Genomic DNA, 12,101 nt, shown 5'->3' with positions numbered 1-12,101 from the left:
AGGGGATTTTTGGGGGGTGTAGTGTTCTCGGTACAAGGAAATACGGCGCGAGCTGAAGTTGAAGGTCGTGCTTGGCGCGGGGTGGAGCAGTTCGGTAGCTCGCTGGGCTCATAACCCAGAGGTCGCAGGTTCAAATCCTGTCCCCGCTACTCGTGGTGTGTTCGAGGCCCCCTCTCTGGCGAGAGGGGGTCTCTTTCCGTTTGCCCTCGTTTTTTACGGGGGCCGAGCCCCCGTAGGTCCCCACGGTGCGGGGCGTGCCGGTTTCGGGTGTGGTGCTGGTGGGGGGCTCGCGCTTCGCGCTTGCTGCGGCGGGGCTCGCGCTTCGCGCTTCGTGCTTGCTGTGGTGGGGGCTCGCGCTTCGCGCTTCGTGCCTTGTGTGGTGGTGCTCGCGCTTCGCGCTTCGCGGTTTGTGGTTGGTGGGTGGGGGTTGTGGTTGTTGGGGTGGTTACTTTGCGTAGTGGGGTGGGGTGGTGGGGGGTGGCACCGTTTCGTGCAGGTAGACCGCACGATCAGGTAGCGATCATCGGGCGGTGCGACGCTCCGCGTGGGGGGTCGGTGGGTGCGCGCGCACGAGCGTTCCCCTCGATGGCAGAACGATGTGCGCTGAAGCACGCCGGAACGGCGGCACCCGCTCACGCTGCGCCACAACGGATGGTCCACTCGGACCAGCCCATTGCAACCACAGTGGACAGAGAGGCCGACCATTGTGGACAGCCTGCAAGGGGCGTGGCACGGTGGATTCGTGACTGAGCTGAACTCGACATCCGCCGCACTGCTGGGGCTGCTGCACGACGGCCCGAAGACCGGGGGGCAGCTCGTCGCTGCCGCCACCGAACGATTCGGTGGATTCTTCAGCGTGACCCGCAGCCAGGTGTACCGCGAACTCCCCGCCCTCACCGAATCCGGACTGCTGCGCCTCGGCAAGCAAGGCCCGCGCTCCAGCCAGCAGTACGCGATCACCGCCGCCGGCAAGCGCGCCTTCAAGTCCTGGTTGAACACCGAACCCGGACCGGACAACGTGCGCAGCCCGCTGATCCTGCGGCTCGTCCACGCCGGATCGCTCACGCCCAAGCAGCGCGCCGCCCTCGTCGAATCCGCCCGCGAGCAGTACACCGCTCGCCTCGACGAGGCGAAGAACGCCGCCAAGGCCACCGCCGACCCGTACGAGAAGGCCGCGGCCGACTTCACCGTCGCCCACAACCGGGCCATCGTGAAACTGCTCGACAGCATTCCGGAATGAGCACTGGGGAATGATCCGGAACCCCGCCCGCGACCACCACCGCAGCCCTGGGCGGGGGCACCGGCGTGAACCTGGGCCGTCCTCGTGGGAACCCGGCCGCCGGTGAAGTACCCTCGAACACTGTGAATCCCGACGTCGCCGCAGATATCAAGGACCTGTCCACCACGCTCGAAGGCATCGAGAGCGTCATGGGCCTAGAAGCGTTGCGGGCGAAGATCGCCGAACTCGAGACCGAGGCGGCCCGGCCGAACCTGTGGGACGACGTCGAGTACGCGCAGAAGATCAGCAGCCAGCTGGTGCACCGGCAGGCCGAACTGCGCAAGATCACCGACCTGCGGCAGCGGGTCGAAGATGTCGAAGTCCTCTACGAGCTCAGCGAGGACGAAGGCGACCAATCCGGGCTCGACGAGGCCGACGAGGAGCGCAAGCGCCTCAAGAAGGAACTCGACGCCCTCGAAGTCCGCACCCTGCTCTCCGGCGACTACGACGAGCGGGAAGCCGTCGTCACCGTCCGGGCGGAAGCGGGCGGCATCGACGCCGCGGACTTCGCCGAAATGCTCATGCGGATGTACGTGCGCTGGTCCGAACGCCACGAATACCCCGTCGAGGTCTACGACACCTCCTACGCGGAAGAAGCCGGCGTCAAGTCCGCCACCTTCCGCATCAACGCGCCCTACGCCTACGGCACGCTGTCCGTCGAGCAGGGCACCCACCGGCTCGTGCGGATCTCGCCGTTCGACAACCAGGGCCGCAGGCAGACCTCCTTCGCCGGTGTCGAAGTCCTCCCCGTCGTCGAGGAGACCGACCACGTGGAGATCCCGGAGAAGGACATCCGCGTCGACGTGTTCCGCTCCTCCGGGCCCGGCGGGCAGAGCGTCAACACCACCGACTCCGCGGTGCGCATCACGCACATCCCCACCGGCATCGTGGTGTCCTGCCAGAACGAGAAGTCGCAGCTGCAGAACAAGGCGGCCGCGCTGCGCGTGCTCCAGTCCAAGCTGCTCGCCCGCAAGCGGGAAGAGGAGCGGGCCGAGCTCAACGCGCTCAAGGACAGCGGATCCAGCTGGGGCAACCAGATGCGCTCCTACGTGCTGCACCCGTACCAGATGGTCAAGGACCTGCGCACCGAGTTCGAAGTCGGCAACCCGGATGCCGTGCTCGACGGCCAGATCGACGGATTCCTCGAAGCGGGCATCCGCTGGCGCCGCCAGCAGGACTCCGCCGCCTGATCCTCCCCGCCGCCGGGCGGACCGCCTCGCGTGCCGCCCGCACGGGTGATGGCGTTGCTCCGTCCGGATCCGCTGGGGCGTGATCCGATCATGATCTGACCAGCGGGGACGGTTCCGGCACCGGCGCCCCCGGTGACTGGTCCGGGTGAGCGCCGGTCCCCCGAAAGGTCGCAGGTAAACTCACGCCCCGTGATCCGGCTTGAGCACGTGTCCAAGGGATACAAGACCTCGACCCGACCCGCGCTCGACGACGTTTCGGTGAGCGTCGGCAAGGGTGAATTCGTGTTCCTCATCGGCCCTTCCGGCTCGGGGAAGTCCACGTTCCTGCGGTTGCTGCTCCGCGAGGACGTGCCGACCCGAGGCCGGGTGTTCGTGGCCGACTGGAACGTCGCGAAACTACCGCGACGACGGGTACCGCGGCTGCGGCAGCGGATCGGCTGCGTGTTCCAGGACTTCCGGCTGCTCAACAACAAGACGGTCGCCGAGAACGTCGCCTTCGCCCTCGAAGTCATCGGCAAGCCGCGGCACACCATCCGCAAGGTGGTCCCGGAAGTGCTGCAGCTCGTCGGCCTCGACGGCAAGGCCGACCGGATGCCGCACGAGCTCTCCGGTGGTGAGCAGCAGCGCGTCGCCATCGCGCGCGCCTTCGTGAACCGGCCGCTGGTGCTGCTGTGCGACGAGCCCACGGGCAACCTCGACCCCGACACCAGCCAGGACATCATGCTGCTGCTGGAACGGATCAACCGCACCGGCACCACGGTGGTCATGGCGACGCACGACCACTCGATCGTCGACTCGATGCGGCGCCGCGTCGTGGAGCTCAGCCTCGGCCGAGTGATCCGCGACGACGCCCGCGGCGTCTACGGCGTCGGTCGCTGACCAGCCCCGCACCCCCGAACCCAGCCAGGAAGCACACACCAAGATGCGCGCGAGCTTCGTATTCAGCGAGGTCGTCAACGGCCTTCGGCGCAACGTCACGATGACCATCGCCATGATCCTCACCACGGCCATCTCGGTCGGCCTGCTCGGCGGGGGTCTGCTGGTGGTCCGGTTGATCGACCGGATGCAGGACGTCTACCAGGACCGCGTCGAGGTCGTCGTGTTCATGACCGACGACGTCAGCGCCAACGACACCGACTGCACGCAGCAGCCCTGCGCGAACCTCAAGTCCGAGCTGACCCGCTCCTCCGGTGTCGAATCCGTCAAGTTCGAGAACCGCGAGCAGGCGTTCGAGAACTTCAACAAGGTCTTCGAGACCATGCCGGAACTGCGCGACGTGGCCCGCGTCGAAGCGATGCCCGCCTCGCTGCGCATCAAGCTCACCGACCAGGAGCGGTTCGGCGCCATCCAGCAGAAGTTCGAAGGCCAGCCCGGCGTGGACAGCGTCGTCGACCAGGCCGACTACCTGGACCGGCTGTTCGGCGTGCTCAACGGCGTGCGCAACGCGACCTTCTCCATCGCGCTCGTGCAGGCCATGGCGGCACTGCTGCTGATCTCCAACACCATCCAGCTCTCCGCGTTCACCCGGCGCACCGAGACCGGCATCATGCGGCTCGTCGGCGCCACGCGCTGGTACACCCAGCTGCCGTTCCTGCTGGAAGCGATGGTGTCCGGCCTGATCGGCGCGCTGCTGGCGATCATCGGGCTGCTCATCTCGAAGGCGGCGTTCATCGACAGGGTCATGTCGCCGGTGTTCGGCACCGGCATCATCCCGGAGATCGGCTACGGCGACATCGCCGCCGTCGCCCCGATCATGCTGCTGGTCGCGGCCGCCATCTCGGCGACCACCGGGTACGTGACGCTGCGGCTGTACGTGCGGCTCTGACCCCGGAACCACCGCCAGGAGCGGCCGTGCTCGACGAGCGCGGCCGCTCCGCGCATTCCAGGCCGGGAAAAACCCGGTTGACCACGAGGCTCGGCGGCTGCTTCGCTCTACGCCCGGCGCGGGCCGAGCACGACCGGCGCCGTGCCGCGGTCCCGCCGCGCACGAGACACGGGTAGCTAAGGTTGCAAGCATGGTGAAGGAACGCGGGCGCAAGCAGATCGCGCAGAACCGCAAGGCGCGGCACGACTGGTCGGTGCTGGACACCTACGAGACCGGGATCGTGCTGACCGGCACCGAGGTGAAGAGCCTGCGGCAGGGCAAGGCCTCCCTCGTCGACGCCTTCGCCACCGTCGACCAAGGCGAGGTGTGGCTGCGCAACGCGCACATCCCCGAGTACACCGAAGGCACCTGGACCAACCACGAACCGCGGCGCTCCCGCAAACTGCTGCTGCACCGCGGCGAGATCCTCCGCCTCGTCGGGAAGATCAAGGAGAGCGGGCTCAGCCTGATCCCGCTGTCCATGTACTTCTCCGACGGCAAGGCGAAGGTCGAACTCGCCCTCGCCCGCGGCAAGAAGGCGCACGACAAGCGGCACGACATGGCCAAGCGGGACGCCGACCGCGAGATGCAGCGCCACATCGGCCGCATCCGCAAGGGCCGCCGGTGAGCACTCCGGCCGGGCCCGCCTCCGACGCGGAGGTGCGGCCCTGGCTGGACCGGCTCGGCGTCCCCGGGCTCGTCGACCTGCACACCCACTTCCTGCCGGAACGCGTGCTGCACAAGGTGTGGGCCTACTTCGACCAGGCGGGCACCCACTACGGCACCGACTGGCCGATCACCTACCGGCACGACGAACCGACCCGGCTGCGGCTGCTCCGCGACCTCGGCGTCACCGCGTTCGCGCCGCTGGTCTACCCGCACAAACCGGGCATGGCCGCCTGGCTCAACGAATGGGCCCTCGACTTCGGGCACCGCACCCCGGGCGCCGTGCCGACCGCCACGCTCTACCCCGAACCCGGCATGGAGCGCGCCATGCGCGACGCCCTCGACGCCGGAGCCCGCTGCGTCAAGGTCCACGTGCAGGTCGGGAAGTTCGACCCGCGCGACCCGCTGCTCGACGACACCTGGGGCGTGCTCGCCGAGGCGGGCACCCCCGTCGTCATCCACTGCGGGCACGGGCCCATCCCCGGTGACCACACCGGACTCGACGTGTTCGGCGAAGTGCTGCGCAGGCACCCGCGGCTCACCGCCGTGCTCGCGCACGCGGGCATGCCCGAGTACGAGACCGCGCTGCAGCTCGTCCACGAGCACGAACGCGTGCACCTCGACACCACCATGGTCGGCGTCGCCTTCACCGAGCGGTTCAACCGGCTCCCCGCCGACTGGCCCGCCCGGCTCGTGCCCGTGCGCGACCGCGTCGTCCTCGGCACCGACTACCCCAACATCCCGTACCCGTACGCCGAACAGCTCGCCGCCATCGCCGGCTGGGCCGCCGCCGACGAACGCCTCGGCGCCACGTTCCTGCGCAGCGTGCTGCACGACGCCCCGGCCCGGCTGCTGAAGCTCTCACCAGCGGAAATCTCGTAGTCCGATATTGGAATGATCCGCGGGGGAGCGGACGTTATGCTGTACGGACCGCGCGGTCGAGAAGGAACGGCCGCAACGAGGGGGTGAACGGTTTCGACTCCGTACGGTGATCCAAGGGAAGCGTGCCGGTGCAGGCGGGAGACCACCGAGAGCGTCGCCGCAATTTAATAAGCGCCGACAAGAGTCAGCGCGAGTTCGCCCTCGCCGCCTGAGCGAGGAGCGACTCTGTCGGACCGGGAACGCCTCCGTCCCGGAATCCGGCATCGACTAGGAGGCTCTTACCGCCAGGTCCGGCCGCGGGACCTGGTGGGACATCGAACAGCGGCTGGGCTCGTCACCTCGGCTGGTTCGCGAGACCGAGGGAGCCAAGCAGAGGCATAGCGGACTGCGCACGGAGAAGTCTTGGTGAAGCGACGGAGGACCCGGGTTCGATTCCCGGCACCTCCACTTGGAGCCTGGTTGACGCTTTTGGCGTCTTCCCGGCTCCTTTTCATCTGTACGGGGGCCGAGCCCCCGTAGGCCCCCACGGTGCGGGGGTCGGGTGGGGCGGGCTCCTTGGGTTGCGTTCGGGTTGGGCTGGGTGGGGACCAGCTCGTTGGGGGCTCGGCCTTCGGCCATCGGGGGGGGGGGTTCGGGGGTGGCTCGGCCTTCGGCCATCGGAGGGGTGGCTCGGCCTTCGGCCTTCGGAGGGGCGGCTCGGCCTTCGGCCATCGGGGGGCGGCTCGGCCTTCGGGTTTTCGGGGGGTGGTCTTTGGCCTTTGGGTGTCGGGGGGGTGTGCTTTTCGGGGTGGTCAGCGGTGGGTCGTTCTTCTTAGGAGTAGGGCTGTCAGGGCGCTTGTTGCTCCTATGAGGGCGATCGTGTGGTTCAGGGGGAGGTGTTCGGCCAGTAGGCCGAACAGGAGCGGGCCCAGGCCTTGGACCGTCATGGTGGTGGTGTTGAGCAGGGCGAAACCTTGGCCCTGCAGGGAATCTGGGACCGCTGCCAGGTAGTGGCGCTGCAAGCCCAGCAGGTAGGCGGATCCCGTGCCGGTGAGGGCGTAGGCGGCCACCACCGCCGGGTACGGCGGGTTCAGCAGCACGGTGCTCAGCGGTGCACCCATGAGCAGGAGCAGGGGGAGCACCAGCCGTTCCCGGGTACGCGGGGAGCAGGCCCGGCCCACCACCACGTCTCCGGCGAGCATGCCCGCCGAGGTCGCCGCCAGGAGGAGCCCGGTTTCCGCCGAGGTGAAGCCGCGTTCGGCGGAGTACGGGATGACCAGGCTGCCGCCGGCGGCGAGGAAGGCGGCGGGCAGGCACTGGATCGCGATCAGCCCGGCGACCCGCGGCGCGGCCAGCAGCTCGGCGTTGCCCCGCAGCGTGTCCAGCACGATCGACCCGCGCGGCCGCGCCACCTCGGTGCGCGCCGGCTCGGTGCGCGCCAGGAACCGGGCGCTGAGCACCGCCGCCACCAGGTGCGCCGCCGCGGTGAGCAGCATCGTCCACTCGACGCCCAGCCCCGCCGCCAGCGCACCGCCCGCCGCCATGCCCACCAGCTGAGCCGCGACCGCGACCAGGTACGACAGCGAACGCCCCAGCACGTAGGAGTCCCCGGCCAGGACCGCGGCCAGCACCCGGGCCGCGGCCCCCGTGCTGACCGGCGTCAGGCAGGCGGCCGCCGCGACGAGCAGCAGGCTCACCCAGACCGGCAGGTCCCCGAACGCCAGCAGCACCCCGACCGCGCACTGCACCCCGTAGCCCGCCGCGATCACGGTGCGCGGCGCGAACCGGTCCGCCATCGCCGCCAAGAACAGGCCGCCCACCGCCTGCGGCAGGAAGCCGATCGTGAACGCCACCGCCGTCAGCAGCGGCGAACCCGTCCGACCGAACACCAGCACCGCCAGCGCCACCGACCGCACCGTGTCCGACAGGACGCCGAGCAGCCGGGCCGCGAACAGCGCGCGGAACTGCGCCACCGCGAAGACCTGGCCGTAGGTGGACTTCACCGCGAACTCGTCGCCCATGCCCGGGATGCTTCCGGAAACCTCCGCGGCAGCCCAGGCGTTTTCGCCGCGCTCAGCCCCGCGGGATCGTCCTCGCCGCCACCAGCGCCGCCGTGGAGGTGATCGCGGCCGCGGCGAGCGACGTGGTCTGCATCGCCCCGGTGAAGGCGTCGCGCGCGGCCGCGAGCAGCGGCGAATCCGGCGGCAGCACCGAAGACGCCGCCGCCAGCGAATCCGCGAACGCCGCCCGCCCCGCGGCGGAGAGCCCCTCGGCAGCCGGCAGCGCCGAGCGGTACAGCAGCGACACCAGGGACCCGAGGATCGCGATGCCCAGCGCGACGCCCAGTTCCATCGCCGTCTCGGAGATCGCCGACGCCGCTCCCGCCTTGTGCGGCGGCACCGACGACACCACCACGTCGGTCGTCAACGTCTGCGCGATCCCCACGCCCAGCCCGGTCGGCACCAGCGCCAAGCCCAGCCAGAAGTAGGAATCGGCGCCTTCCGCGGCCGCGATCGCGACCAGCCCGGCCGCCACCAGCAGCAGGCTCACCGCGATCGCCCGGCCGGCACCGAGGCGGCGCGACAGCCAGCCCACCACCGCGACGGCGGCCATCGCCGCCACCGTGCTCGGCAGCTCCCCGAGACCCGCCGCCAACGGCCCGAAACCGCGCACCAGCTGCAGGTACTGCGAGAAGAAGAACAGCAGGCCCATCAGCGCGAACACCGCCATGAAACCCGCGAACACCGACCCGCTGAACGCCGGGCGCGCGAACAGCGACACGTCGATCAGCGGCACCGGCAGCCGCCGCTGCCTGCGCACGAACGCCCAGCCGCCGGCCAGCCCCGCCAGCAGCCCCAGCCCGCCGGCGGCGTCGGCACCGGAAGCGACGGTGTGCTTGATCGCCCACACCACCGGCACGATCGCGACCATCGACAGCAGCGCCGACGGCAGGTCGAACCGGCCCGGATCCGGGTCCCGCGACTCCGGCAGCAGCCACGTCCCGCTCACCACCAGCGCCGCCATCACCGGCACGTTGATCAGGAACACCGAGCCCCAGCTGAAGTTCTCCAGCAGCACGCCGCCCACCAGCGGGCCCACCGCGGCGCCGCCGCCCGCCGCGGCCGACCACACCGCGATCGCCTTCGTCCGCTCCGCGGCGTCCGGGAAGATGTTGCGCAGCAACGACAACGTCGACGGCATCAGCGTCGCCCCCGCCACCCCCAGCAGCAGCCGGGCCGCGATCAGCATCGCCGCGCTCGTCGACAGCGCCGCCAGCAGCGACGCCGCCCCGAACGCGGCCGAACCGACCAGCAGCAGCCGTTTGCGGCCCACCCGGTCGGCCAGCGAGCCCATCACCACCAGCAGGCCCGCCAGTGCCAGCGAGTAGACGTCCCCGATCCACAGGACCTGCGCGGCCGACGGGGCGAGGTCCGCGGTCAACGCGGGCACCGCCAGGTACAGGACGGTGTTGTCGATCGCCAGCACCAGCACCGCGATCGCCAGCACCGAGAGCGCCGCCCAGCGCCTGCGCGGGGCGAGCGCCTGCGGACGCGCTTCGGAATCCAGCTGCATGAGCGATACTGTACTGACCAGTCGGTGCAGTTTCCAGGTGGTGCGGCTCGCCGGGACCGGTGAGGAAGGATGGCCGCATGGGTCGAACAAGCGGGCGCTCGCCCGAGGACACCCGCCGGATCCTGCTCGACGCGGCCAAGCGCGTGATCCGCCACCACGGGCTCGGCGCCACGCTCGACGTGATCGCCCGCGAGGCCGGGGTGTCCAAGGGCGGGCTCGTCTACCACTTCGCGAGCAAGCAGGCGCTGCTGGTGGCGATCGCCCAGGAGCAGATCGACCTGTTCCGCGGTGAGGTGCACGCGCACCTCGCCGATCCCGAAGGCGTGCCCGGCAGGCTCACCCGGGCCTACGTGCGGGCGAGCACCGCCATCGTCGACGCCGACGAGATCCGCGAGCGGTTCAGCCTGATCGCGCAGCTCTACGTGGTCCCCGAAGTGGTCGAGCTGGCCCAGGAGGACGACCTCCGCTGGCAGCGGGACCTCGACGCCGACGGCGTTCCGGAAGCGACCCAGGCGCTCGTGATCGCCGCGGCCGACGGCGTCGGCGACCGTCCGCTGTGGGCGTCCGAGCTGGAACCGCGGATCCGCGCGCGCCTCGAAGCCGACCTCATCGCGATGGTCGACGCGGCGGTGGCCGAGCACGACTGAGCTCCCGGCGGTGCACGGATCGTGATCCATCATCACTGCGGGTGCATGTTTGGTTGCGAAGAGGTTGCGAAGTTACCCCGGGGTAGCCGGAGTGATTGTCAGCACTTCGTGTCCCGGGTCACGCTCCAGTAGACCTACTGAGCAGTAGGTCGATCCGGTTCGCCACTCGACGAGGAGTAGCCCGTGAACCTCCGCCCGTTCCAGCGCGCGGCCACGACCGTGCTGACAGCCGCGGTCGGGGTGTCGTTCGCCGTCGCGACCGCCTCCGCCACGCCCGCCGAGGAACGTCCGCCGTTCTACGAGCCGCCAGCGGAACTACCGGGGACCAACGGTGACGTCATCCGTTCCGAAACGTCCGAGTACTTCCTCGACCCGCTCAAGACGATCCCGGTCGACGCCGACGTCCAGCGGATGATGTACCGCTCCAGCGATCGCGACGGGTCGGCGATCGCGGTCACCGGCACCGTCATCACGCCGAAGGACGACTGGACGGGCGACGGGGAACGGCCCGTCATCGGCTACGCGCCCGGCACCCAGGGCATGGCCGACCACTGCGCGCCGTCCCGGCAGCTCGCGAACGGCACCGAGTACGAGGGCTTCTTCATCAAGGCCATGCTCAGCAAGGGCTACGCCGTCGCGATGACCGACTACCAAGGCCTCGGCACGCCCGGTCCGCACACCTACGTCAACCGCGAAGTCACCGGGAACGCCGTGCTCGACGCGGTGCGGGCCGCGCAGCGGCTGCCCGACGCGGACGTGCCGGACGACGGGCCGGTCGCGCTCTACGGCTACTCCCAAGGCGGTGGCGGCTCGGCCTCCGCCGCCGAACTCGCCGCGAGCTACGCGCCGGAACTCGACATCAAGGGCGCCGCGGCAGGCGCCGTGCCCGCCGAACTCGGCGGCGTGGGCGAGAACCTCGACACCGGGCCCTACGCCGCGTTCCTCGGCTACGCCCTCGTCGGCATCGCCTCCGGGTACGACATCGACCTCGACCCCTACCTGAACGACACGGGCAAGCAGTTCCGCGAGGACGTCGAGAACTCCTGCACCATCGACGGCATCGCGAAGTTCGCCTTCGCCGACTCGAAGGACTACAGCGCCGACGGCAGGCCCATCACCGACTACCTGGACGAAGAACCCTTCTCCGACGTCGTCGCCGAGCAGCGGATCGGGCGCACCGCCCCCGGCTTCCCGGTGCTCGTCTCGCAGAGCCGCCTCGACGACGTGATCCCCTACGACCAGGGCGAGACGCTGGCCGGTGACTGGTGCGGCGCGGGTGCCGACGTGCAGTTCGCGCCGAACCTCGGGCCGACGCACATCGGTGGTGCAGTGGCCTCCTTCCCGCGCGCGTTCCAGTGGATCGACGACCGGCTCGCCGGGAAGGCCGCCGAATCCAACTGCGGGAACCTCGACCAGGCCCCGGCGGACCCGGAGATCCCGGTCGACGAGAACCAGCCGCTGCTGCCGCAGCTGTCCGAGCGGATGAACATCCGCTGACCAGGTGCTCCGAGCACCGCGGGTCCCGGAGCACCTGTGAGCCGGGAGCACCGGTGAGCCCGGAGTACTCGTGAGCCCGGAGCACCCGCGAGCCCGGAGCACCCGCGAACGGAGTGCCGCCCCTTCCACGCGGAAGGGGCGGCACTCGTCCGTCAGGCCGCCCGCAGGCCGATGACGAGCCTGTTGCCCTTGCCGGTCGCGGCGTACGACACGGACTTGCCCTTCGGGCAGGCCTTGCCGCTGCGGAAGGACTTGTTCCCGACCTGGCCCACCACCCACACGCACTTGCCGTCCGCCTTGGTGTCCGTGACGTACCCGCGGATGGTGAGGGTCCCCGACTTGCAGGTGACCTTGAACGTGCTCTGCCCGAAGGGCTGGCTGATGCGGTAGGTCTTCCCGCACTGGGCGGCGATCGATGCGTCACCGGCCACCGCCGGAGCGGCCACCGCCGGAGCGGTGAGCGTGCCGGCGAAACCGGCCATCATGGCCCCGGCCACGAGCAGGCGCTTCGTCTTGTTCATGGT

At 70.1% G+C, this 12,101-nt stretch carries 11 protein-coding genes, 1 tRNA gene and 1 other RNA gene; 10 read left to right on the top strand and 3 right to left on the bottom strand.

Annotated features, from left to right (window positions below; translation table 11 throughout):
• Positions 1-75 precede the first annotated feature (75 nt).
• From AC29IT_RS28355 to ssrA, 8 genes are all read left to right on the top strand, one after another.
• Positions 76-149 (top strand) — tRNA-Met (locus AC29IT_RS28355).
• Between the two features lie 593 nt (positions 150-742).
• Complete coding sequence (locus AC29IT_RS28350) at positions 743-1,240, top strand: PadR family transcriptional regulator (RefSeq protein WP_358447019.1); 498 nt, start codon at positions 743-745, stop codon at positions 1,238-1,240.
• Positions 1,241-1,362: 122 nt separating this feature from the next.
• Positions 1,363-2,469 carry a peptide chain release factor 2 gene (gene prfB, locus AC29IT_RS28345; RefSeq protein WP_358447016.1) on the top strand — a complete coding sequence of 369 codons (1,107 nt, stop codon included), beginning with the start codon at positions 1,363-1,365 and terminating at the stop codon, positions 2,467-2,469.
• 189 nt (positions 2,470-2,658) lie between these two features.
• Complete coding sequence (gene ftsE, locus AC29IT_RS28340; protein WP_224962995.1) at positions 2,659-3,348, top strand: cell division ATP-binding protein FtsE; 690 nt, start codon at positions 2,659-2,661, stop codon at positions 3,346-3,348.
• 43 nt (positions 3,349-3,391) lie between these two features.
• Positions 3,392-4,294: a permease-like cell division protein FtsX gene (gene ftsX / locus AC29IT_RS28335; protein WP_358447012.1), complete on the top strand. Its 903-nt coding sequence runs from the start codon at positions 3,392-3,394 to the stop codon at positions 4,292-4,294.
• A gap of 190 nt (positions 4,295-4,484) precedes the next feature.
• Complete coding sequence (gene smpB, locus AC29IT_RS28330) at positions 4,485-4,961, top strand: SsrA-binding protein SmpB (RefSeq protein ID WP_224963001.1); 477 nt, start codon at positions 4,485-4,487, stop codon at positions 4,959-4,961.
• Positions 4,958-5,881, top strand: a complete 924-nt coding sequence (locus AC29IT_RS28325) for an amidohydrolase family protein (RefSeq protein WP_488220721.1) — start codon at positions 4,958-4,960, stop codon at positions 5,879-5,881. Before smpB ends, AC29IT_RS28325 begins: the two co-directional genes overlap by 4 nt.
• A gap of 79 nt (positions 5,882-5,960) precedes the next feature.
• Positions 5,961-6,331, top strand: a transfer-messenger RNA (tmRNA) gene (ssrA, locus tag AC29IT_RS28320).
• 341 nt (positions 6,332-6,672) lie between these two features.
• Here ssrA and AC29IT_RS28315 read toward each other — a convergent pair.
• Both AC29IT_RS28315 and AC29IT_RS28310 read right to left on the bottom strand, forming a co-directional pair.
• Positions 6,673-7,881: an MFS transporter gene (locus AC29IT_RS28315; protein WP_488220720.1), complete on the bottom strand. Its 1,209-nt coding sequence runs from the start codon at positions 7,879-7,881 to the stop codon at positions 6,673-6,675.
• Positions 7,882-7,933: 52 nt separating this feature from the next.
• On the bottom strand, positions 7,934-9,433 hold the full coding sequence (locus AC29IT_RS28310) for an MFS transporter (protein WP_488220719.1): 1,500 nt from the start codon (positions 9,431-9,433) through the stop codon (positions 7,934-7,936).
• A gap of 77 nt (positions 9,434-9,510) precedes the next feature.
• Between AC29IT_RS28310 and AC29IT_RS28305 the strand changes: the two genes are divergently transcribed.
• A complete protein-coding gene (locus tag AC29IT_RS28305) occupies positions 9,511-10,080 on the top strand; it encodes a TetR/AcrR family transcriptional regulator (RefSeq protein WP_488220718.1) in 570 nt (189 codons plus the stop codon).
• 183 nt (positions 10,081-10,263) lie between these two features.
• Complete coding sequence (locus AC29IT_RS28300) at positions 10,264-11,577, top strand: lipase family protein (RefSeq protein ID WP_488220717.1); 1,314 nt, start codon at positions 10,264-10,266, stop codon at positions 11,575-11,577.
• 152 nt (positions 11,578-11,729) lie between these two features.
• Here AC29IT_RS28300 and AC29IT_RS28295 read toward each other — a convergent pair whose 3' ends face one another.
• Positions 11,730-12,098 (bottom strand): hypothetical protein, encoded by a 369-nt coding sequence (locus tag AC29IT_RS28295; RefSeq protein WP_488220716.1) that lies wholly within the window; start codon positions 12,096-12,098, stop codon positions 11,730-11,732.
• Positions 12,099-12,101 lie beyond the last annotated feature (3 nt).

This window comes from Saccharopolyspora sp. MMCC62 (genome assembly GCF_057736575.1).
The sequence above is the reverse complement of the archived record's forward strand: the minus strand, read 5'-3'. Positions and strand labels throughout refer to the sequence as shown.